This is a genomic window from Lutibaculum baratangense AMV1, assembly GCF_000496075.1.
GTDB lineage: Bacteria > Pseudomonadota > Alphaproteobacteria > Rhizobiales > Tepidamorphaceae > Lutibaculum > Lutibaculum baratangense.
Map to the genome: position 1 here is coordinate 166,356 of NZ_AWXZ01000029.1, position 20,902 is coordinate 187,257.

The window sequence follows — 20,902 nt, forward strand, 5'->3', positions numbered from 1 at the left end:
GGCCAGCGTCACCATGGGCCCGTGGCGACCGCGCTTTCCCGAAGAGAAGGCGCAGCAGCGGCGGTCGCAACCCACCCGTGTTTTGACGGAGTTGCACGCCCGCCGACGGCCCGTAGGCTGGGGAGACGACGGGGACCCGGTGGCCTGGCAGGGAGAGCCGATGCGAGATCAGAGCGTGTTCGCGGCTTCCGCTCCGGCGCGCGCGGCGTTGCCGGGCTGGGCACTGGCGTCGCTCTACGTCGCCGCGGCTCTCCTTCCCCTGGTCCTCGCCGTCGGCACGGGCGTTCCCCCCGCGGATGCGTGGTCCGAAGCCGGCACGGCCGCCGGATCCGTGGCCCTGGCTTCCATGGCCGTGCAGTTCGTGACCTCGGGCCGCTTCGAGACGTTCGCCGGCCGGCTCGGCATCGACGTGACGATGGCGTTCCACAAGCAGGCGGCACGGTGGATCCTCATGGCGGTGATCCTCCACCCCCTCCTCTACGTCGCGCCGACGCTGATCGACAATCCGGCCCGCGGGGTCGACCGCATCCTCGGCATGTTCGCCGCGCCGCGCCTCGCGACCGGCGTCGTGGCGTGGCTGGCGGCGATCCTGCTGGTGCTCCTCGCGGTCCTCCGCGAACGCCTGCCGTTCCCCTACGAGGCATGGCGCGGCGGCCACCTCGTGCTGGCGGTCGTGGCGGTGGCCGGTGGGCTGCACCACGCGCTCACCGTCGGCACCTATGCCGCGGAGCGGATCGTCGCCATCGCGTGGCTGGCCGTTGCAGGCCTCGTGGTCGCGAGCATCGCCGTTCTCTACGGCGTCAGGTGGTGGCGCCTGCGCCGGGACGGCTGGCGGCTCGTCTCGAACACGAAAATCGGCACGGCCCTCTGGGAACTGGAGCTCGCGCCCGAGCGGGACACGGGGACGTTCCGCTACGGCGCCGGGCAGTTCGTCTGGATGACCGTCGCACCCCGCCTGTTCCCTCTCTTCGACCACCCGTTCTCGATCGCTTCCTCCCCGCGGCAGCCGGGCCTGCGCCTCGTGATCAAGGAAATCGGCGACTTCACGCGGCGGATCGGCGAGGTGAAGCCCGGCACCCGCATCGGGATCGACGGGCCGCACGGCAGCTTCGCGGTCGACGGCCGGGACGCCGACGCCATCCTGCTGGTGGCCGGCGGCGTCGGCATAGCACCGATCCTCGGGCTCCTGCGCGACCTCGCAGCGTCCGCAGACCCGCGTCCGGTCCGGCTCGTCTATGGCGGGGGCAGCCCCGACAAGATCGTCGCCCAACGGGAGATCGCGGAATTCGCGTCCCTGATAGACCTCGAGGTCGATCTCGTGAGCGAGACGCCTGCGGCGGGCTGGAAGGGCTCCGTCGGCATGATCGACCGGGCGCGGCTCGAGGTCGCGCTGCGCGGTCTCGACCGGACGCGGACACTCGCCATGATCTGCGGCCGACATGGGATGATCACCTCGGCGGCCGACGCGCTTCTCGACCTCGGCCTGCCGATCCAGAACGTGGTCTACGAGCGCTTCGACTACTCTGCCGGCCCGGGATCGAGGGCCGATCGGCGCCAGAACGGACGGTTCGCAGCGATCGGCCTCGTACTGGCCGCGGGCGCCGCCGCATTCGCCCTGCGATGATCAGAGGCTCAGGAGATAGGCGATGACGGACTGGCGCATGCCCTCATCCGGTGCGTGGTGGTCGATGAGGAAAGCCTCCAGGCGCTCCCGCCGCTCGCTCTCGTCGCCGCGCATGCCGCGGACGAGGCGCTCGGGGCTGCGGTGGCATTCGGCGCAGGCCTCCCGGTACGCCTCCTCGCCAGAGGCCGTCGCGTCTGCCTCGGCCAATGCGGGGCTGGCCGTCAGGGCGCTCGCGATAAGAACGATGGCAGCGGGTCTCATGTCTCACCTCACGATGCGTTCCGTCCCGGGCGGCCGGGCTCTATCCGGCCGTTCGCCCTGCCGCGCGGTCTCGGCAGATCCGGTGCCCTCATGGTAGCGGGGACGGACCTCATCTTCCAGGAGATCGCCTGGCTCCTGCTGGCTGCGGCTGCCCTGGGAGCGGTCGGGGCGGCGCTGCGCCAGCCGGTCATCGTCAGCTTCATCGCGATCGGCATCGTCTCGGGCGCCCTCTTCACGACGGGCACCGGAACCGACGACCAGATCCACTTCCTCGCGGAGCTCGGGATCGCCCTCCTTCTGTTCCTCGTCGGCCTGAAGCTCGACTGGCGGCTGGTTCGCACGCTCGGTCCCGTCGCCGTGGCGACCGGGCTGGGGCAGGTCGTGTTCACTTCCGTCGCGGGCTTCCTGATCGGCCTCGCCCTCGGGCTCGACGCGGTCACGAGCCTCTACGTCGCGGTGGCGCTGACCTTCTCGTCGACCATCATCATCGTGAAGCTCCTCACCGACAAGCGCGAGCTCGAGACGCTGCACGGCCAGATCGCGCTGGGCTTCCTCATCGTGCAGGACATCTTCGTGGTCGTCGCGATGGTCGCCCTGTCGACGCTCGGCATCGGCGCGGGCGAAGGCGGCGCCGGCTCGCTCGTCCGGACGCTCGGCGCCCTCGTCGGGGCCATCGTGTTCCTCGTCCTGTTCGTCCGCTATCTCGCCGATCCGCTCGTCGAGCGGCTGGCGCGGACGCCGGAGCTTCTCGTGATATTCGGCATCGGCTGGGCAGCCGCGGCGGCCTCCGTCGCCGATGTCGCCGGGCTCGGCAAGGAGCTCGGAGGCCTGATCGCCGGCGTCTCGCTCGGCTCCACGGCTCACCGGGACATGATCTCGGCGCGGCTTTCGTCCATGCGCGACTTCCTGCTCCTCTTCTTCTTCCTCTCGATCGGCGCGGCGCTCGATCTCTCGACCCTCGGCTCGCATCTGGGAAGCGCCGTCGCATTCTCGCTGTTCGTGCTGGTCGGCAACCCGCTGATCGTCGTCCTGATCATGGCGTGGATGGGCTACCGCGCGCGCACCGGCTTCCTCGCCGGCCTCACCGTGGCCCAGATCTCGGAGTTCTCGCTCATCTTCATCGCGATGGGCGTGAGCCTCGGCCATGTCGACCAGTCGGCCGTCGGGCTCGTCACGCTCGTGGGGCTCGTGACGATCGCCACCTCGGTCTACATGATCACCTATTCGCAGCAGCTCTACCGCTGGGCGCAGCCGCTGCTCGCGCCCTTCGACTTCGGGCGCCGCCCGGAAGGCCCCGGCGAGAACGTCGGCGAGCGTCCGACCGACGTCATACTCTTCGGCCTCGGACGGTTCGGCGGCGAGCTGCTCGTGAAGCTCGAGGATGCGGGGATGCAGGTGCTGGGTGTCGACGTCGATCCCCGCGCGGTGCGGGAGTGGAGGAGCAAGGGCCGTCGCGTCCGGTTCGGCGACGTGACGGAGCAGGAGTTCTGGGCCGAGCTCCCGCTCGGGCAGGCGCGCTGGATCGTGCTGGCGGTGCCCTACGGAACGATCCTCCTGACCGAGACCGATGCCCGGAGCGGCCTGCTCGCCGCGTTGCGCAGTCACACCTTCAGCGGCCGCATCGCGATCACCGCGCGGGACGACGCGGAAGGCCGGCGCCTCGGCGAAGGCGGCACCGACCTCGTCCTCTACCCCTTCGCCGCGGCGGCGAGCGCGGCCGTGAAGGACATCATCGACCTCGACGCGGATATGGTGTCGTTCGGAAGAACAAGCGAAGGAGCTGCCGCATGAGGATGGTCGTCGCAGCGACGGACCTGTCGAAGCGGGGAGACAGGGCCGTGGACCGGGCGGCCCTCATCGCAAGGGGTGCCGGCGCGGAGCTGCTCGTCCTGCACGTCGTCGACGACGACCAGCCGCGGGGAATCGTGCAGGGCCTCGTGGCCGAGGCCGAGGAGTATCTTTCGGCCGAGGTGGCGGCCCGGGCGGGCTCCGTCCCGGCGCGCCACCTTGTGGTCACCGGCGACATCTACGTCGCCCTGCACGAAGAAGCCGCGTCCGCGGGCGCCGGCCTGATCGTCGCGGGCGACCATCGGCACAGCGCCATCCGCGACGTCTTCAGGGACACGACGATCGAGCGGCTCGTCAGGCTGTCCTCCGTGCCCGTCCTGATCGCCCGGCGCCCGGAGGCGAAACCCTATCTCAGGGCGCTCCTCGGGGTGGAGAGTGGCGAGGCGATGGAGCTCGCCCACGTGATCGACGGCTGGGGCGAGGTGCGGCCCGAGCAACTCGTGATCCTCCATGCCTTCGACGCGCTCGCGGCCGGTCTCATGGCCTACGCCGGAGCGAGCCGGGAGGACATCGAGGCACACGGCCGGGAGATGGCCGAAGGCCTCGCCGAGCGCCTGCACGCGACGCTCGACGCGCAACTGGCCCGCCGCACGCGCCTCAGGGTCCTCGAGGGCGAGCCCGCCGCTCTCATGCAGGAGACGGCGGAACGGGAGAACTGCGACCTGATCGTCGTCTCGACGCATGCGCGGCGGGGCCTCATGCGCGGTCTCCTCGGAAGCGTCAGCTCCGCCCTGCTGCGCCGCGGCACGACGGACCTCCTGATCGTGCCGCGGGTCGTGGCCTCCGCCCATGCCGCTGACGCCGCCAGTCTCTAGCGGGTCCGACGTACCGGATGCCGTGGCGATGACGGCACCCGACAGCGCCGGCGGGACGCCGTGGGAGGCCGGCCGGGTGCGATGACGGCCGCGACACCAGCCCTCGGTTCCTGCCTCGTCTGCGGGTCGCCCGGCCCGCGCCTCTTCTGCCACGTCGACGGCCGGACCTACTGGCGGTGCGACGCCTGCGCCGCGACCCTGCTCGATCCGACGATGCACCCCTCGCCCGAAGCGGAGCGGGCGGAGTATCGGCTGCATCGCAACAACCCGCACGACCCGGGCTACCGGCGCTTCGTCTCAAGGCTCGGCGATCCCCTGCTCGCCAGGCTCGAAGGGCCCCGCAGGGGCCTCGATTTCGGCAGCGGCGGCGGCTCCGCCCTCGCCGCGATCTTCGAGGAATCCGGACACGAGGTCGTGCCGTACGATCCGTTCTTCGCGGACGATCCCGGGGCGCTGTCAGAGCGCTACGACTTCATCCTCTGCTCCGAGGTCGTCGAGCACTTCCACGATCCCGCCCGCGAGTTCCGCCGTCTCGACGGGCTGCTCGAGCCGGGAGCCTGGCTCGGCATCATGACCTGCTTCCAGACCGACGACGAGAAATTCGCCGGCTGGCACTACCGCAAGGACCTCACCCACGTCGTGTTTTACCGCGAGGAGACGCTTCGCTTCATCGCGAATGAGCATGGCTGGACGTGCGAGATACCGCGCAAGGACGTGGCGCTCATGCGGAAGCCGGATCGCCGGCCCTGGCGGGCTTCGGCCAGGCGTTCAGCCCGGCAGCGTCGCGTCTCCCGATAGCGCGGGCCCACGCCTCTCCCGGCCTGGTCCGGGCGCGGCGAGCCCTTGATCCACGGCCGCGCCGCCCCGGGCGGATGCCCCTCCTCCCGCACGCGTGGCGAGCCAGGTGGCGAAGAGGCGGGAGGCGGCGACGTTCGCGCCGTCGGGGTTGATCCCGACGCAATAGGCGGCGCCCGGCACCCGGCATTGCGGCCAGGGCTCGACCAGATGCCCGCCGCGCAGGAGCTCCTCGACGAGGAAGAGCGGCGCGACGAGCGCGCCTATGCCGGACAGTGCGGCCTCGAGCGCCACGTAGAAGTGCGGGAAGCGGATGGCCTGCGGCATCTTCCGCGCGCGCGTCGCAAGGCTCAGCCACCTCTCGAGCTCGCCGGGGCGCGTGTCGGCGGCCACGAGTGGCAGGGCCAGCGGATCGCTCGCGCCCGCGAGGCCCGGCACCGTCACCAGCCCAAGCTCCTCGACGAAGAGCGGGCGTGGCTCGAGGCGTGGCGCGAGCGCCCTGCCCCGACGGATCATCACGTCGAACTCGAGCGCGTCCCAGTCCTCCGTCGTGTGGGTCGGCCTGACCCTCACCCGCAGACCCGGATCGGCCCCCTGGAAGCCCGGCAGGCGCGGGATCAGCCAGCGCATCGCGAAGGTGGCCGGCGCCACGGCCGTCAGCACGGTCGTCTCGTCCTCCGCCTCGATCTCGTCGAGCGCGCGGGCGAGGATGGCGCAGGCCTCGCCCATCGCGGCGGCGAGCCGCTCGCCGTCAGGGCTCGCGATCATGCCGCGTCGCTTCTCCGTGAAGAGCGGGCGTCCCACCCACTGCTCCAGATGCGAGATCTGCTTGCTGACGGCGCCGTGGGTGACGCAGAGCTCCTCCGCCGCCCCGGAGACGCTACCGTTCCGGACAACGCTTTCCAAGGCTAGTAAAGATTTGAGCGACGGAAGTCGGCGTTTTGTCATGTGACTTGCTTTCACATATCGCAGATTTTATTTCGCTTGCCCGCAGAACCACCACAGACATAATAACACTTATCAAGTTATTACTGAAAACCACTTGAGCCGGATACGATACCGGAAGCTCGTGGCAGTTTCATTACAGGGAGAGAGCATGCCCGCCGTGCAGCCTCGGCCGATCCCGGCCGACGATCGGAGCCTCGTCGTCAACGGCCGGACCTACCGCTGGCCGCGGCGGCCCATCGTCGTCATCTGCTACGACGGCTGCGACCCGGCCTATGTCGAGGCGGCCTGCGAGGCGGGCGTCGTCCCGCATCTCGAGGCGATGATCGAGACGGGCTTCGCGGTCGAGGCACTGGCGGCGATGCCGACCTTCACGAACCCCAACAACGTCTCGATCGTCTGCGGCGCGCCGCCGAGCGTGCACGGGATCTCCGGCAACTACTACCTCGACGCCGAGACCGGACGCGAGGTGATGATGCTCGATGACGCGGGCATGATCGCGCCGACGGTCCTCGCGGCGTTCTCGAAGGCCGGCGCGCGGGTCGCCGCGGTGACGGCCAAGGACAAGCTCCTGAGGGCGCTCGCGAAGGACCTCGACGGCATCTCCTTCTCCGCCGAGCGCGCCGACGCCGCGACCATGGCGGAGAACGGCATAGAGGACGCGACGAGGCTCGTCGGGCGCCCGTCGCCGGAGCAGTACCAGCCGGACCTCTCCCTCTTCGTGCTCGACGCGGGCGTGCGGCTTCTCGAGGAAGGGCCGGTCGACCTCCTGTATCTCTCGCTGTCGGACCTCGTCCAGCACAGCCACGCGCCCGGCGCGGAGGCGGCGAACCGGTTCATGGCCGAGGTCGACAGGCGCGTCGGCCGGCTCATCGGGCTCGGCGCGACCGTCGGCATCGTCGCCGACCACGGCATGAGCGACATGGCGCGGCAGGACGGCTCGCCCAACGTCGTCTACCTCGGCGACGCGCTCGATGCCCGTTTCGGACGAGACCGGACGCGCGTCATCTGCCCGATCACCGATCCCTTCGTGCGGCATCACGGCGCGCTGGGCGGCTTCGTCCGGGTGCATCTCCTGGCTCCCGACCTCGCCCCCGACGCGGTGCAGGCGGCCATTTCCGCAATCGACGGCGTCGCCCTCGTCCTGCCGAGGGACGAGGCGTGCGCGCGCTTCGAGCTGCCGCCGGAGCGGGAGGCCGACTTCGTCGTGATCGCGGAGCCGGGTGTGGCTTTGGGCGCCCGTGCCGAGAACCACGACATCGGCCAGCTCGCCGGGACGCGGCTCAGGTCGCATGGCGGCCTAGAGGAGCAGCGCGTGCCCTTCATCCTCTCGCGCCCGCTCAACGCCGCCTACCAAGCGCGCACCGGGGGGACTTTGCGCAATTTCGACATCTTCGACGTCGCCATCAACGGGACCGACTGAGCCATGGCGCGCATCGTCGCAATCATGCTGGACGGCCTGAGGCGAGACCTCCTCCGGCCCGACACGACGCCGAGCCTCGCGCGCTTCGCGGAGAGGGCGGAGAGCTTCGCGAACCACCGCTCCGTGTTCCCCTCGTGCACGCGCGTCGTCTCCGCCGCCTTCGCGACGGGCTGCCATCCCCGCCGCAACGGGCTGCCGGGCAACACCTGCGCGCTGATGGAGGACGGCCGGCTCAGGCTGCACGACGTCGGTGTCCCGGGCTTCTTCGAGCACCGCCGGACCGTGACGGGGCGATCCCTCGAGATGCCGACGATGGCCGAGCGGCTCGCCGGGCACGGCGGCGTCGTGGTGTTCAACAACGTCTCGCCGGGAGCCGCCAGCGCTCACGATCCCGACGGGCACGGCCACGTCTATCACCGCGCGGGCTCCTACGGCCCGGGCCGCGTCCCGCTACCCGAGGCGGAGGGCCTCGACATCGCACCCGGCATCGACGGCGACCGGGCGATGGCCCGCCGCTTCGTCGACGAGGTCCTGCCCGGCCGGGCGGCCCTGTCGGTCTTGTGGCTGTCCGAGCCCGACACGACCCAGCATGCCGTGCCGCTCGGATCGGCCGCGCATCTCGACGTGCTGTGCGAGGCCGACGCGATTGCCGGCACCCTCATCGAGGCGGTGGAGGAGCTGGCGGCTCGGGGCGAGGACGTGCTGCTGATCGTCGGGTCCGACCACGGCCACCAGACGGTCGACGGGACGGTCGACGTCGCGCAGTCGCTGGTCGACGCGGGCCTGAAGGCGGCCGCCGACAGCGACGACGTCGTGGTCGCGCCGAACGGAACGGCGGCGCTCGTCTACGTGCACCCCCGACACGAAGATCGCGTCGCGGCCATCGCCGAGCATCTTCGCGCCCAGCCCTGGGCCGGCGAGGTCTTTCACGGCGAGGCGCTGGCCGAGCACGGGCACGACCAGGCCCACGGACTCGCGATCGCGATCTCCATGGCTTCGAGCGAGGCGCCGAACGAACACGGCATCCCCGGTCGCAGCTTCGCCGTGAAGGCGCTCGGCACGAAGCCCGACCGGGACGGATGCGGGCAGCACGGCGGCCTCGGAACCTACGAGCAGTCGCCGGTGCTGATGATCGCCGGCCGCGGCTTCCGCCCCGGAGTCCGCCGCGAACCGCCGAGCTCGATCGTCGACATCGCCCCCACCTGCCTCGCCCACCTGGGGCTCGCCGCCGAGGATCTCGACGGCCGCCCCCTGCAGACCGACCACCCCTGAAAAAACGCCGGAGCACGACAATGAAGACGCCCCTGCTCGCCATGAGCCGCCGCCAGCTGATCGCCGGCGTCGCTTTCGCCACGCTCGCCTCGACGCTTCCCCTTCCGCTCGTCGCCGAGGAGGTCAGCCGCGGAGGCGTGCTGCACTACGCGACGCTCGGCCTCGACACCTCCGATCCCCATCGCCACACCGGCTCCATCGCCGTGCAGCAGCTCTATGTCGAGGCGCTCACCTCGATCGGGCCCGACGGCGGCGTCGAGCCGTTCCTCGCCGAGAGCTACGAGATCTCCGACGACGGCCTGACCTACACCTTCACCCTGCGCGAGGGTGTGAAGTTCCACAACGGCGACACCATGACCGCGCAGGACGTGGTGGCGAATTTCGAGCGCGTGAAGGAAAACATCTCGGGCGGCTGGCTCGCCTCCGCGATGAAGCTCGTCGGCACGGTGGAGGGGCGCGACGAGCGCACCGTCGTCCTCACCATGACCGAGCCCTACGCGCCGCTGGCGAACCTGCTCTCTGAACTCTGGATCGTGTCGCCGAAGTCGGAAGGCTGGGACGAGACGATCACGACGCCGATCGGCACCGGCCCGTTCAGCTTCGGCGAGTGGCAGCCGCAGCTGCGCCTCTACGCTCCCGCGCACAACGACTACTGGCGCGGCGAGATGCCGTATCTCGAGGCCGTGGAGGCGAACCTGCGCGACGATCTCGACAAGGCGAGCGCGATGCGGGCGGGCGAGATCCACATCGCCAGCGTTCCGCGCGACGTGGCGGGCCAGCTCGGCCGGAGCGGCGACATCCGCGTCAGCACGCTGAAGGACTCCACCTGGTACTTCGTCTCCTTCAACAACCGCAATCCCCGCCCGCCCTTCGACAACCCGAAGGTTCGCGAGGCGATCATGTACGCAGTCGACAAGCAGGCCTTCATGAACTTCATGGCCGGCGAGGACGGGGTCGTGACGAACCAGATGGTGATGCCCGGCCACGTCTATTTCGACCAGGAGCTGCACGACGCCGACCGGCACGCCGCGCCCGACCTCGACAAGGCGAAGGCGATGCTGGCCGAGGCCGGCGTGACGCCGGAGGAGATCACGATCGAATTCGTGTCCTGGCAGGAGAACTATCCGCAGGTCGTCGTGCAGATGGTCCGCCAGCTCGGCTTCAAGGTGAACCACGTCGCGCTCGACGATCTGGGTGCCCAGAACCGGCTCGGCCAGTACGACTGGGACATGAACGCGATGGCGTCGGGCCCGCGCGCCGACATCTTCCTGCGCTTCGTGCGGCTGATGAGCGACGGGCCGAACCCCGTCCTCTGGGGCGGCATCCAGGACGCCGATCTCGACGCGACGATCAAGGCGGCCGTGGCGGAGCCCGACGAGGCCGAGCGGAAGGCGCTCTACCTCGACGCCTGGGGCCGGGTGATGGACGGCTACTACACCGTCGTCCTCGGCCACGCCGCGAACACGATCGCGATGCGCGAGGAGGTTCAGGGCTACGAGCCGGGCTTCACCTGGTCGCCGAACTGGGCCACGGGCGGCATCGCCCAGACCTGGCTCGCCAGGGACTGAACGACGATGGCACTCGCCCTCGAGGCGAGGTCGCGAGGAGCCCCGCGCGCCGGCGCGTCCGGGCCCCTCGTCGGGGGCGCGATCGTTCTCGCGATCGCGCTCGCGGCGGCCTTCGCTCCGCTGATCGCGACGCACGACCCGCTGGCGCAGGATCTCCTGAGCCTGAACCAGGGACCCGGCGCCGCGCACCTCCTCGGCACCGACCATATCGGCCGCGACGTCTTCTCGCGCCTCGTGGTGGGCGCCCGCACGACGCTCCTCGTCGGCATCGGCGGCACGCTCGTCGCGTTCCTCATCGGCGCGGCCCTCGGCCTCGCCGCGCTCGCGCTCGGCCGGGTGCCCGAGATGATCGTGTTCGGCTTCATCGACCTGGTGCGCGCGATGCCGGGCATTCTGCTGGCGCTCCTCCTGATCGTGGCGATCGGCGCGGGCACCGGCCCCGTCACCCTCGCCCTCGGCATCTCGTTCGCGCCCTTCTTCGCCTACATCGCCCGCGCCTCCTACAAGCGCGAGGCGGCGCAGGACTACGTGAAGGCGGCAGGGCTCTTCGGCGGCGGCAGGCTGCATGTCCTGGCGCTGCACATCCTGCCGAACGTGATGGGCGGCCTCGTCACCCAGGCCGCGATCATCCTGCCGCGCTGCATCGTGACGGAATCCGTCCTGAGCTTCCTCGGGCTCGGCTCCTCGCCCGACGCCCCGACATGGGGCCGCATGGTCTCGGACGCGAGCCGCTACATCGAGCTCGCGCCGCACGCGATCCTGGCGCCCGTTCTCGCGCTCATCGCGCTGACGGTGAGCCTCCTTCTCGTCGGCGACGCCCTGCGCAAGACGCTCGACCCGCTGCGGCGCGCCCGCTCCGAGCCGGTGCGGGAGGACATCCTGTGACGAAACGCCTCCTCGACCTCGGATACGGCCTCGCCCGCATGAGCCTGCAGGCGATCGGCATCGTCGTCCTCGTCTTCTTCATGTGCCGCATCGTTCCGGGCGACGCCGTCGACCGCCTGGCGCTCGAGGGCAACCTGACCGCCGCCCAGGAGACCCGGCTGCGGGCGGAGATGGGGCTCGACCGCTCGCTCCCCGTCCAGTTCGCCGACTGGGCCGGCAGCGCCCTCCAGGGCGATTTCGGCGTCTCGCTGCGCTACCACCGCCCGGTGTCGGAGATGCTGGCCAACGCCCTGCCCTCCACGCTCAGGCTCGCCTTCCTCTCCTTCCTCGTCGGGCTGGCGATCGCGGTGGGCATCGCCGTCGCGGCGGTCATGACGGGAAGCCGCTGGCTCGCCGGGCTCGTGAACCTCGTCAACGTCTGGGCGATCGCGCTGCCGACCTTCTGCGTCGGCGTGATCGCGATCCTCGTCTTCTCGATCTGGCTCGGCTGGCTGCCCGTCCTCGGCGGGCTCCTGATGCCGGTCATGATCATCGGCATCGACAATGCCGGGCAGATCGGCAAGCCGCTCTTCGAGGAGCTGCGCGAGGCGGCGACCTCCGCCCATGTTCGGACCGCCCGGGCGAAGGGCCTGCGCCCCTGGCGCATCGCGCTGTTCCACCTTCTGCCGACGGCGCTGCCGGTCGCGCTCGCCATGTCGGGCCTCGTCCTCGCCGGGCTGGTGGCGGGCACGCTGACGATGGAGATCCTGTTCGGGCTGCCGGGACTGGGCAGCCTGATGCTGAACGCGATCCACGGCCGCGACTATCCCGTCGTCCAGGCGGCGATCACGGTGGCGGCGGTCGGGCTCGTCGTCGTCAACGCCCTCATCGACCTCGTCCACCACACCATCGATCCGAGGCTGTCGCGATGACCGCTGCACCGCTCGTCGAGATCCGCAACCTCGGCGTCCGCGCCGGGGCGACGGACATCCTGCGGGACGTCTCGTTCACCCTTCAGCGGGGACGCACGCTCGCCCTGATCGGAGAGTCCGGCTCGGGCAAGTCGATGACCGCCCTCGCCATGCTCGGCCTCCTGCCGCACGGGGTCGACTGCCAACCCTCCTCCCGCCTCGTCTTCGACGCCGCCGAAGTGCCCCTCGACGACGAGCGGGCGATGCGACGCTTGAGGGGACACCGCATCGGCATCGTCTTCCAGGACCCGGGCGCCTGCCTGAACCCGTTCATGCGCATCGGCGACCAGATCGAGGAGGCGCTCGCGCGGGCCGGGGTTCGCCGCGGGGCCGAGCGCCGCGACAGGACGGCTCGCCTTCTCCGGGAGGTCGAGCTGCCGGAGGCCATGACCGCGCGCTACCCGCACGAGATCTCCGGCGGGCAGCAGCAGCGCGTCATGATCGCGATGGCGCTTGCGGGCGAGCCGGACCTCCTGATCGCGGACGAGCCGACGAGCGCGCTCGACGCCACGATCGCCGCGGGCATCATCGCTCTCCTCGCAGGACTCCAGAGCCGTCGCGGCATGGCGATGCTCTTCATCACCCACGACCTCTCCGTCGCCCGCGCGCTGGCCCACGAGGTCGCGGTCATGCGCCGGGGCGAGGTCGTGGAGGCCGGCCGGGCCGGCGAGGTGCTGACCCACCCGCGTCACCCCTACACGACCGGCCTCGTCGAGGCGCGCAGGACGCTGGAGTGCGCGCCGCGGCCCGCCGGCGGAGAGGCCGAAATTGTCGCGGCGGCCGACGCGGTGTCGATCGACTATCGCGGGAAGGGGCTGTTCGCGCGGCCGGTGCGGGCAGTCCACCAGGCCAGTCTCGCGCTCAGGGCGGGTCGAACGCTCGGCATTCTCGGCCAGTCGGGCTCCGGCAAGAGCACGCTCGCGAGCGCGCTCGCCGGGCTGCGCCCCCCGGCGGAAGGGTCGATCCGCGTGCTCGGCGCGAGGCTCACGCCGTCGGCTCCGCGACTTCCCCGCGCCTCGCGTCGATCGGTCCAGTTCGTGTTCCAGAACCCGTACGGAGCGCTCAACCCGCGCCTGACGGTGCGGCGCCTGCTCGGCGAACCTCTCGCTCTCGCCGGCGCCGACGAGGCCCGCCACGGCGCGATCGAGGCCGCGCTCGAGGAGGTCGGGCTCGAGCCCGGGATGGCGGAGCGCTATCCGCACCAGCTGTCGGGCGGGCAGCGCCAGCGCGTCTGCATCGCCCGCGCCCTCCTGTGCGACCCGAAGGTCCTCGTGTGCGACGAGGTGGTGTCCGCGCTCGACATGACGGTACAGGTGCAGATCCTCCTCCTCCTGAAGCGCCTGCAGGAGGAGCGCGGCTTCGCCATGGCCTTCATCGGGCACGACATCGACGTCGTGCGCTGGATCTCCGACGAGATCGTCGTCATGCATGCCGGGCGCATCGTCGATCATGTCGATGCCCACGAGATCGCCTCGCCGCAGCGCCACGTCGAGACGCGCCGCCTGATGGCGAGCCACAGGCACGAGATCCTGACGAGCGCGGCGTGATCGCGCCCCTCTATCGCCCGATCGCGTCCAGGAACTGATACCATCCCGCGACGAGCCGGACCGCCGGCTCGCGCAGCGGGTAGAGCGGCACGTTCTGGAGCTTCCCCGGCCCCATGAGGGCGAGATCGGGCGTTTCGCCGAGGCTCACGTCGGCGGCATATCCGCCCATCAGGGATGCCATCGCGATGCCGGCGCCGTTGTAGCCGAGCGCGAAGCTCACCCTCTCATCGAGCCGCCCGACCTGCGGCACCGCGCTCGTCGTCATCGCGACGAGGCCCGACCAGCGGTGGGTGACGGGCGTGTCCCGAAGGGCCGGGAAGATCTGGCGCATCGCCCGCTCGAGCGCCGCGAAGGCGCGGTCGCTGTCCGATCGGCCGAACGCGCCCCGGCCGCCGAAGATCAGCCGGTCCTCGTAGGGCCGGAACCAGCGCATCATCCGCCGCGTCTCGCTGCAGCTCCGGCCATGACGCAGGAGGCGCGCGCGCCGGTCCGCCGTCAGCGGCGCGGTGGCGACCATGGCGCTGCGGAACGGGATGACGGAGCGCCGCAGCGCGGCCGTTCCCGCCGAGAGGTCGGAGTATCCGTTCGTCGCCAGGAGCACGCGGTCGGCCTCGACCGCCCCCTGGGGCGTTTCGAGGATCACCTTTTGCCCCTCGGTCTTCATCGACGTGACGGGGCTCTCCTCGTAGATCCTCGCACCGCGCCGCGCGAGGCCGGCGGCGAGGCCGAGCACATAGTTCAGCGTATGGATGAGGCCGGCATCCTCGACGAGCAGGCCGCCTAAGAAGTCCTCCGACCCCGTCTCCTCGACCACCTCCTCACGCCCCAGGACGTGAACGGTCGTGTCGCCCAGTTGCTCGCGCAGCATCCGCGCCTCGGCGGTGAGCGACCGGAGGGCGGTATCGGAATGGGCGCATCGCAGATTGCCCGTCATCGCGAGCCCGGCATCGGCGATCTCGTACCGCTCGACGAGATGGCGGACGGTCCCGACCGCCTCGTGGCCGAGCCCCGCCATGCGCCGGGCCACGTCGAGGCCGTGGCGTTCCGCCACGTCGGGGATCGCGACCCGGAACTTCGGCGAGACGACGCCGCCTCCTCGACCTCGTCGCGCGAGAGATGGCGGCGCCAGGCGAGCGGCGTGCGCGTGTAGAGGAGGCCCTTCAGGTCGCGCGCGTGCTCGTCGAGGACGGCACGACGCAGGGCGGCCCGGCGCGCGTTCCCGGACGGCAGTCCGCGCGACAGGCGCGGGGCGTCCTGCGAGATGTGCCAGGGCCGGTCCTCGCGGCACCCGGCATCCTTCGGCCGGCCGAGTTCGGCTTCCGCCCGCTCACGCAAGGCACGGGCCGCGCTCCGGTGCGACATGATGGGGCCCGCGGTCATCGCGTAGACGCCCGGCATCCCCTCGCCCGCCAGGTCGTGGATCTCGCGCGAGCGGCGGCCCATCGGCAGGTCCTCGTCCCAGGTGAGCGGCCGCACGCCGGCCCAGGTCAGGACGATGTCGGAGCGGGTGAGCTTCAGGCCCGGCAGGAGGAAGTTCGCCTCGCCGAGCAGGAAATCGATCTCCTCCTCGGTGGTCGACAGATCCGTGGCGTCCCCGTCGAACGGTGTCTCCGTCGGCCCGAAATAGTGGAGGTCCTCGTGCGAAGGCAGGCAATAGAACGGCATGTTCCGCCGGTTCATCGTCGCGATGCCATAGCCGCGATAGGTCTCCGGCAGGCGGACCATCATGTGGGCGCCCTTCGTGCCGCGGATCAGGCGCCCCGGCGACCGTGTCGCGCTCGATGCTCCGGCATTCACCTCGTCGATCCAGGTGCCGGCCATGTTGAAGACGAGACGCGCCCGAACCGTCGCGCGGGTGCCGGACCTCTCGGCAAGCTCCACGAGCCAGCGCCCCGACGCGTCGCGCTCGACCAGGGACGCACGGCAGAAGGTCCTGACCGCGGCACCGGCCGCCTCCGCCTCCAGGGCGGCGTCGACGCAGAAGCGCTCCGGCCAGTCGAACACGTATTCCCGGTAGGTCGCCACCGCCTTCAGCCGGTCGAGGTCGCGCAGATCCGCTGCGAACGGCAGGTGCCTCTCGAAATCGCCGTCGATCCTGCGGTAATCGAGCGGAGGCTCGCTCGGCCCGATACGCCGGAGGAGCCGCAGGCCGACGTCGAGATGCCAGCTCTTCACCGGGCTTTCGGGATAGACGGGAAAGCACATGGTGAAGGGCTGGACGGCCCCTCCCGCCGTCGCCGCGATCTCGCTGCGCGCCTCCATCCCCGCGCGCGCCATCGTCACCGCCTGGAAGAACCGCCGGGGGTGAAGCCCGAACGTCCGCAACGGCCGCTCGGCTTCGAAATAGCGCAGCCCGCAATGCAGCATCCGTGAGGAGCGGCTGCTCGCACCGGAGGCGAAGTCGCCCTTGTCGCAGAGAAGGACGGAGTGCCCCCGCGTCGCCAGCTCGCGGGCGGCGGCCGCGCCGTTGATGCCGGCGCCGATGACGGCGACGTCGAACTCCAGCCCATCGAGATGCGTCAGGTTCTGCGGCATCGGCCTCAAGCCCGAGAAAGCTCGGGTCGACTATGGCGGGGCGCCCGCAATGTCCAAAATCGAATTATCGCGGATGAGTATGCGCAGACGGCATACCGCCTACTCTTGGGACCAGCGCCATCAGTCGGCGAGCTGCGCCCTGATGCCGTCCCGCACGGAGCGCGCCACGTCCAGCATCTGCTCGACGGCGGGCGTGGCACCACGGAACTCCGGGCGCAGAAGAGCCACGCTGAACGGGATTGCCGGCCGGAAGGGGATGAGGCGGATGCGTTCGTCCCGCTGCAGGACCGCCGTGTAGGGATCGATGATGCCGATCCCCAGCCCCTGCTTCACCATCTCGTAGGCCGCGGCCGAGAGGCTCGTCTCGCAGATCGCGTCGACGCGCACGCCCGAGGTCACGAGGGCCTGGTCGATCAGGTGGCGGGCCGAGACGAAGGAGGTCCAGTAGATCAGCGGCGCCTTGCGCAGGTCCTTCGGCCCGAGGCAGGAGCGGTCGGCCAGCTCGTGCCCCTCCGGCACGGCCGCGATGTAGGGGAAGTCGCTGAAGATCTCGGTCTCGAAGCCCGACCGGCGGACCGGCATCTCTGCGAGGCCGAAATCGACCTGCTGCCCCGCCGCCCATTCCTCGACCGTCGGCGACATCCGGATGTTGAGGATCACCCGCGTTTCCGGCCACGCCTCCCGGAAGCTCGCGATCACCCGCGGCATGAAGCTCAGGCCGAGCGCCGGCATCGAGGCGAGGCTCACCTGGTCTCCCTGCCCCTTCGCCAGGCGCGAGGCGAAGCTCTGCAGCGAATCGAGCGAGACATAGGCGCGCTCCACCTCGTCGAGAAGCTGATGCGCCTGCGGCGTCGGCGTCACGCGGCCCTTCCTGCGCTCGAAGAGCGCGAGGCCCATCTGGGCCTCCAGCCGGTCGATCATCCGGCTGACGGCGGGCTGACTGCGCCCGAGGATCTCGGCCGCGCCGCTGACCGTGCCGGTCATCATCACGGCCCGGAACGCGGCAATCTGCTGAAGATTCACGGTGGCTGACCTGTCACGTCCTGAGGGGCCGTCATTGTGACACAGCCGGCCGCTCCGTGCCCCGGCGGCCGGCCTCGACGTCAGGCGAGGTCGATGCGGGCGAAGGCGAAGTCGCGGAGGGCCTCCTCCCGCAGCGCGACACCGAAGCCCGGCGCATCCCTCACCGGCAGCCGCCCGCCGACCACCTCGGGCTCGAGCGGGTTCTCCAGCACCTCGACATGCCCCCAGTACGGGAAGTGCTCCTGAACGTAGAAGTTCGGGACCGAGGCGCTGAAATGCATGCCGATCGCGGTCGAGAGGGCGCGGGCGTACGGGGGATGGTATGAGGGTCTGGCGAGAAAGATCTGGGATGGACAACCGGAAGTTGGTCGGAGTGGCAAGATTCGAACTTGCGACCCCCTCGTCCCGAACGAGGTGCGCTACCAGGCTGCGCTACACTCCGCGACCAGCGCCCCATATAGCTGGGAGAAATCACCGGGACAAGCCGTCGGCGGCTCGGAAACTCGCTCGATTTGGGTCCGGAACCGCACATCCCGGCCACGAGCCCCATCGGCCGGCACCTCTGGCCGGAGCCGATGGACGCCGCTACGCGTGCTTTTCCGCGGCAGTCGGCCAACTCGTCGTGACACGAAGCACCCGCCCCCGCTCCGTCCGCGACGGCGAGATTGAGGCGCCCGGGCCAGACAATGCCGGATTTCCGCCCCGTCCGGTTCCCCTTGTCGTCAATCTCCTGGGGCAAACGCCCGACTGCTGATCAACAACAGCCAGATGAAACGCAGCTACGGGTATTTAGGTTCCGATGAATTTTGCTCCGAAGATCCTCCTCGCCGCCCTGGTCGCCGGCTCCCTCTTCGTCCCCTCGATTGAGCAGGCGGCCGCGCATGGCACCGCGGCGGTGACGAAGACCTTCTCGGGCGCCGCGTCGTGGTACGGCCAGAAGTTCAACGGTCGGCGCACGGCCAGCGGCGAGCGCTTCAACATGAACGACCTGACGGCGGCACATCGGAGCCTGCCCTTCGGGACCAGGGTCCGCGTCACGAATGTCGCGAACGGCAAGTCCGTCGTCGTCCGCATCAACGACCGGGGCCCCTTCCATGGCAACCGCGTCATCGACCTATCCCGGAAGGCCGCGGAGAACGTGAGCCTGCTCGGCCGCGGTGTCGGCCGGGTGAAGCTCGAGGTCCTCGGAAGCTGAGGCATCGAGGGCCCCGGCTCGCCGGGGCCGCGACTGCGCCTCCGCGCCCTCGGAGGCCGCCAGGCTCGACGACCCACCGAGCCTATCAGCGGTGGAAGACCTCGCTCCGCAAGTACGTCTGCCGACCCTGAGGGTGGTTGCGCGAAGATGCCATAGAAGTGCCATGGACGACGCGGCACACTGGGAGGACGGAGAAGAGGAAAGCCCGCGAGAACAACACTAAGAGGGAGGCCGACATGCTGGGCCACGTCACACCATCGACCCGCGAGATCGTGTTCCACATCCGCGGAGGTGCCTTCAGGTGCTGGCCGGTCTCCCCTCGGGCTCTCGAGGCTCTGCGCGAGATGGGCCTCACCGAGGCGACCATCGCCCAGTATTTCAATGTCGATCCCGACGAGGTTCGCGCCCTGGCGTCGAAATACGCCGACAGGTGAACCGCCGCGCCGCGCCTCCAAAGTCAACCGGCCGCGGCGGCCGTCGCCTCGAGGTCCAGCCGCGACAGGCGCTCCAGTGCGCTGTCGAGCGTCGTGTCGCTCTTTGCGAAGCAGAAGCGCAGCACCGTCTTCACCGGCTCCTCCTCGTAGAAGGCCGAGACCGGGATCGCGACGACCCCCGCCTCCCGGACCAGGCGCTCGCAGAACGAGACGTCGTCGCCGACCCCCAGGGGCGCGAGATCGACCGGGATGAAGTAGGTGCCCGCCGAGGGCAGGACCGGGAAGCCGGCCTGGGCGAGGCCCGCCGCGAACCGGTCCCGCTTCGTCTGCAACTCCTGCCGCATCGAGACGAAGTAGTCGTCGTCCTTGCCGAGACCGTAGGCCACCGCGACCTGCAGGTTCGGCGGCGTCGTGAAGGTCATGAACTGGTGCGCCTTCCCCAGCACGTGCATGATCGGCGGGGCGGCACAGACGAGGCCGACCTTCCAGCCCGTCAGCGAGAAGATCTTGCCGGCCGAGCCGATCTTCACGGCGCGCTCGCGCAAGCTCGGGATGTTGAGCACGGAGACGTGCTTGCGGCCGTCATAGACGACGTGCTCCCACACCTCGTCGGCGACGACGATCGCGTCCGACGCCTCCGCGAATTCGCCGACGAGCTCGAGCTCCTCGCGCGACGAGACGCTGCAGGCGGGATTGAGCGGGTTGTTGATCAGCACGAGCTTAGTGCGCTCGTTGAAGACGGGTTCGAGCGCCTCGCGGGTGATCTTCCAGTGCGGGGGCTTCAGCGTCACGAAGCGCGGAATGCCCCCGGCTCGGCGCACGAGCGGCACGTAGGCATCGTACATCGGCTGGAACAGGACGACCTCGTCGCCCTCCTCGATCAGGCCGAACAGCGCGTCGGCGATCGCCTCCGTCGCGCCCGAGGTCACCATCACCTCGCTCTGCCAGTCGAGCGACAGCCCCTGATGGTGCGCATAATGCGCCGCGATCGCCTGGCGCAGCTCCGGTATCCCCATCATCGGCGGGTACTGGTTGTAGCCGTCGAGAACCGCCTCAGCGGCCTTCCTGCGCACGTCCTCGGGGCCGGCATGGTCAGGGAAGCCCTGGCCGAGATTGATCGCGCCGGTCTCGCGGGCGAGCGCCGACATCGCCTCGAAGACGGTGGTGGGCAGCGAAGAATAGATGCGGTTCATGGGTCTGCTCGAGCGTGCTCCGGAGAAAGGTCCTGCCGCCTGCCGCACCGCCGGCGCGCGTACCGGCCGCCGGCGGCGCGGCCGCGCTCTAGAGCGCGGAGAGCAGCTGGTCGGCCGTGGAGACGGCGGTGTCACGCGGCGTCTCCTCGACTCGAAGATCCTTGACCTCACCGTTGTCCACGACCATGGCGTAGCGCTTCGACCGGACGCCTTGACCACGGGACGTCACATCGTTGTCGAGTCCTGTCGCCCGCGCGAATTCGGCGTTTCCATCGGCCAGAAAATCTATCTTTCCCTCGGCGCCGGTCGCCCGGCTCCAGGCGGCGAGGACGAACGCGTCGTTTACTGCGATGCAGGCGACGGCGTCGATCCCCTTGGCGAGCAGATCGTCATGGCGCTCGATGAAGGTCGGCAGATGACGCTCCTGGCACGTAGGAGAGAAGGCGCCGGGTATCCCGACGACGGCGATCCGCCGACCACCGAAATAGCTGCTCGTCGTCGTCTCCTGCGGCCCTTCGGGTCCCATGACCCAGAACGTCGTCTCCGGAAGACTGTCGCCAATCTTGATCATCGTCTGATGAAATCCCTG

At 70.1% G+C, this 20,902-nt stretch carries 19 protein-coding genes, 1 tRNA gene and 1 pseudogene; 12 read left to right on the plus strand and 9 right to left on the minus strand.

Annotation, left to right across the window (positions count from 1 at the left end):
• The first annotated feature begins 160 nt into the window (after positions 1–160).
• Entirely contained in the window at positions 161–1,624 is a 1,464-nt protein-coding gene (locus tag N177_RS10815; protein WP_023432360.1) for a ferredoxin reductase family protein, read from the plus strand.
• On the opposite strand, the gene N177_RS10820 is transcribed toward N177_RS10815, so the two are convergent.
• A complete protein-coding gene (locus N177_RS10820) occupies positions 1,625–1,885 on the minus strand; it encodes a cytochrome c family protein (RefSeq protein ID WP_040485571.1) in 261 nt (86 codons plus the stop codon).
• A gap of 90 nt (positions 1,886–1,975) precedes the next feature.
• Here N177_RS10820 and N177_RS10825 point away from each other — a divergent pair, with 90 nt between their 5' ends.
• The 3 genes from N177_RS10825 to N177_RS10835 all read left to right on the plus strand — a co-directional run bounded on the left by N177_RS10825 (position 1,976) and on the right by N177_RS10835 (position 5,346).
• The gene (locus N177_RS10825) at positions 1,976–3,676 is read left to right on the plus strand and encodes a cation:proton antiporter (protein ID WP_023432362.1); all 1,701 of its coding nucleotides are present in this window, start codon (positions 1,976–1,978) and stop codon (positions 3,674–3,676) included.
• Positions 3,673–4,548: a universal stress protein gene (locus N177_RS10830; protein WP_023432363.1), complete on the plus strand. Its 876-nt coding sequence runs from the start codon at positions 3,673–3,675 to the stop codon at positions 4,546–4,548. The genes N177_RS10825 and N177_RS10830 overlap by 4 nt, the downstream gene beginning before the upstream one ends.
• Before the next feature lie 81 nt (positions 4,549–4,629).
• Positions 4,630–5,346, plus strand: a complete 717-nt coding sequence (locus tag N177_RS10835) for a class I SAM-dependent methyltransferase (RefSeq protein ID WP_081718484.1) — start codon at positions 4,630–4,632, stop codon at positions 5,344–5,346.
• Here the strand turns inward: N177_RS10835 and N177_RS20605 are convergent.
• Complete coding sequence (locus N177_RS20605; protein WP_081718485.1) at positions 5,317–6,291, minus strand: LysR substrate-binding domain-containing protein; 975 nt, start codon at positions 6,289–6,291, stop codon at positions 5,317–5,319. The two genes, N177_RS10835 and N177_RS20605, sit on opposite strands and share 30 nt — an antisense overlap.
• Positions 6,292–6,439: 148 nt before the next feature.
• Here N177_RS20605 and phnA point away from each other — a divergent pair, with 148 nt between their 5' ends.
• The 6 genes from phnA to N177_RS10870 are packed head-to-tail and all read left to right on the plus strand — an operon-like array spanning position 6,440 to position 13,933.
• A complete protein-coding gene (gene phnA / locus N177_RS10845) occupies positions 6,440–7,711 on the plus strand; it encodes a phosphonoacetate hydrolase (protein ID WP_023432366.1) in 1,272 nt (423 codons plus the stop codon).
• 3 nt (positions 7,712–7,714) lie between these two features.
• The gene (locus N177_RS10850) at positions 7,715–8,983 is read left to right on the plus strand and encodes an alkaline phosphatase family protein (protein WP_023432367.1); all 1,269 of its coding nucleotides are present in this window, start codon (positions 7,715–7,717) and stop codon (positions 8,981–8,983) included.
• A 20-nt stretch (positions 8,984–9,003) separates the two neighbouring features.
• Complete coding sequence (locus tag N177_RS10855; RefSeq protein ID WP_023432368.1) at positions 9,004–10,551, plus strand: ABC transporter substrate-binding protein; 1,548 nt, start codon at positions 9,004–9,006, stop codon at positions 10,549–10,551.
• 6 nt (positions 10,552–10,557) lie between these two features.
• On the plus strand, positions 10,558–11,436 hold the full coding sequence (locus N177_RS10860) for an ABC transporter permease (protein ID WP_023432369.1): 879 nt from the start codon (positions 10,558–10,560) through the stop codon (positions 11,434–11,436).
• The gene (locus tag N177_RS10865) at positions 11,433–12,347 is read left to right on the plus strand and encodes an ABC transporter permease (RefSeq protein WP_023432370.1); all 915 of its coding nucleotides are present in this window, start codon (positions 11,433–11,435) and stop codon (positions 12,345–12,347) included. Before N177_RS10860 ends, N177_RS10865 begins: the two co-directional genes overlap by 4 nt.
• Positions 12,344–13,933: a dipeptide ABC transporter ATP-binding protein gene (locus tag N177_RS10870; RefSeq protein ID WP_023432371.1), complete on the plus strand. Its 1,590-nt coding sequence runs from the start codon at positions 12,344–12,346 to the stop codon at positions 13,931–13,933. Before N177_RS10865 ends, N177_RS10870 begins: the two co-directional genes overlap by 4 nt.
• Positions 13,934–13,943: 10 nt before the next feature.
• On the opposite strand, the pseudogene N177_RS22045 reads toward N177_RS10870, so the two are convergent.
• The 5 genes and pseudogenes from N177_RS22045 to N177_RS10895 all read right to left on the minus strand — a co-directional run.
• Positions 13,944–14,975: pseudogene (locus N177_RS22045) on the minus strand (NAD(P)/FAD-dependent oxidoreductase); the annotation flags it as partial.
• The gene (locus tag N177_RS10880; protein ID WP_023432373.1) at positions 14,864–16,468 is read right to left on the minus strand and encodes an FAD-dependent oxidoreductase; all 1,605 of its coding nucleotides are present in this window, start codon (positions 16,466–16,468) and stop codon (positions 14,864–14,866) included. The gene N177_RS10880 and the pseudogene N177_RS22045, both read right to left, overlap by 112 nt.
• Positions 16,469–16,588: 120 nt before the next feature.
• The gene (locus tag N177_RS10885) at positions 16,589–17,491 is read right to left on the minus strand and encodes a LysR substrate-binding domain-containing protein (RefSeq protein WP_023432374.1); all 903 of its coding nucleotides are present in this window, start codon (positions 17,489–17,491) and stop codon (positions 16,589–16,591) included.
• An 80-nt stretch (positions 17,492–17,571) separates the two neighbouring features.
• Entirely contained in the window at positions 17,572–17,871 is a 300-nt protein-coding gene (locus N177_RS10890; protein WP_280113383.1) for an enolase C-terminal domain-like protein, read from the minus strand.
• Positions 17,857–17,933 (minus strand) — tRNA-Pro (locus N177_RS10895). The genes N177_RS10890 and N177_RS10895 overlap by 15 nt, the downstream gene beginning before the upstream one ends.
• Positions 17,934–18,290: 357 nt before the next feature.
• Between N177_RS10895 and N177_RS10900 the strand changes: the two genes are divergently transcribed.
• Positions 18,291–18,686: a septal ring lytic transglycosylase RlpA family protein gene (locus N177_RS10900; RefSeq protein ID WP_023432376.1), complete on the plus strand. Its 396-nt coding sequence runs from the start codon at positions 18,291–18,293 to the stop codon at positions 18,684–18,686.
• A 236-nt stretch (positions 18,687–18,922) separates the two neighbouring features.
• Positions 18,923–19,120 carry a hypothetical protein gene (locus N177_RS10905; RefSeq protein WP_023432377.1) on the plus strand — a complete coding sequence of 66 codons (198 nt, stop codon included), beginning with the start codon at positions 18,923–18,925 and terminating at the stop codon, positions 19,118–19,120.
• Between the two features lie 23 nt (positions 19,121–19,143).
• Here N177_RS10905 and N177_RS10910 read toward each other — a convergent pair whose 3' ends face one another.
• Complete coding sequence (locus N177_RS10910) at positions 19,144–20,313, minus strand: aminotransferase (protein ID WP_023432378.1); 1,170 nt, start codon at positions 20,311–20,313, stop codon at positions 19,144–19,146.
• A gap of 88 nt (positions 20,314–20,401) precedes the next feature.
• Complete coding sequence (locus N177_RS10915) at positions 20,402–20,884, minus strand: peroxiredoxin (protein ID WP_023432379.1); 483 nt, start codon at positions 20,882–20,884, stop codon at positions 20,402–20,404.
• Between the last annotated feature and the right edge of the window lie 18 nt (positions 20,885–20,902).

Coding starts and splice junctions, on each gene's coding strand:
- N177_RS10815 (WP_023432360.1), top strand. CDS start 161: ATGCGAGATCAGAGCGTGTTCGCGGCTTCCGCTCCGGCGCGCGCGGCG.
- N177_RS10820 (WP_040485571.1), bottom strand. CDS start 1,885: ATGAGACCCGCTGCCATCGTTCTTATCGCGAGCGCCCTGACGGCCAGC.
- N177_RS10825 (WP_023432362.1), top strand. CDS start 1,976: ATGGTAGCGGGGACGGACCTCATCTTCCAGGAGATCGCCTGGCTCCTG.
- N177_RS10830 (WP_023432363.1), top strand. CDS start 3,673: ATGAGGATGGTCGTCGCAGCGACGGACCTGTCGAAGCGGGGAGACAGG.
- N177_RS10835 (WP_081718484.1), top strand. CDS start 4,630: ATGACGGCCGCGACACCAGCCCTCGGTTCCTGCCTCGTCTGCGGGTCG.
- N177_RS20605 (WP_081718485.1), bottom strand. CDS start 6,291: ATGACAAAACGCCGACTTCCGTCGCTCAAATCTTTACTAGCCTTGGAA.
- phnA (WP_023432366.1), top strand. CDS start 6,440: ATGCCCGCCGTGCAGCCTCGGCCGATCCCGGCCGACGATCGGAGCCTC.
- N177_RS10850 (WP_023432367.1), top strand. CDS start 7,715: ATGGCGCGCATCGTCGCAATCATGCTGGACGGCCTGAGGCGAGACCTC.
- N177_RS10855 (WP_023432368.1), top strand. CDS start 9,004: ATGAAGACGCCCCTGCTCGCCATGAGCCGCCGCCAGCTGATCGCCGGC.
- N177_RS10860 (WP_023432369.1), top strand. CDS start 10,558: ATGGCACTCGCCCTCGAGGCGAGGTCGCGAGGAGCCCCGCGCGCCGGC.
- N177_RS10870 (WP_023432371.1), top strand. CDS start 12,344: ATGACCGCTGCACCGCTCGTCGAGATCCGCAACCTCGGCGTCCGCGCC.
- N177_RS10880 (WP_023432373.1), bottom strand. CDS start 16,468: ATGCCGCAGAACCTGACGCATCTCGATGGGCTGGAGTTCGACGTCGCC.
- N177_RS10900 (WP_023432376.1), top strand. CDS start 18,291: ATGAATTTTGCTCCGAAGATCCTCCTCGCCGCCCTGGTCGCCGGCTCC.
- N177_RS10905 (WP_023432377.1), top strand. CDS start 18,923: ATGCTGGGCCACGTCACACCATCGACCCGCGAGATCGTGTTCCACATC.
- N177_RS10910 (WP_023432378.1), bottom strand. CDS start 20,313: ATGAACCGCATCTATTCTTCGCTGCCCACCACCGTCTTCGAGGCGATG.
- N177_RS10915 (WP_023432379.1), bottom strand. CDS start 20,884: ATGATCAAGATTGGCGACAGTCTTCCGGAGACGACGTTCTGGGTCATG.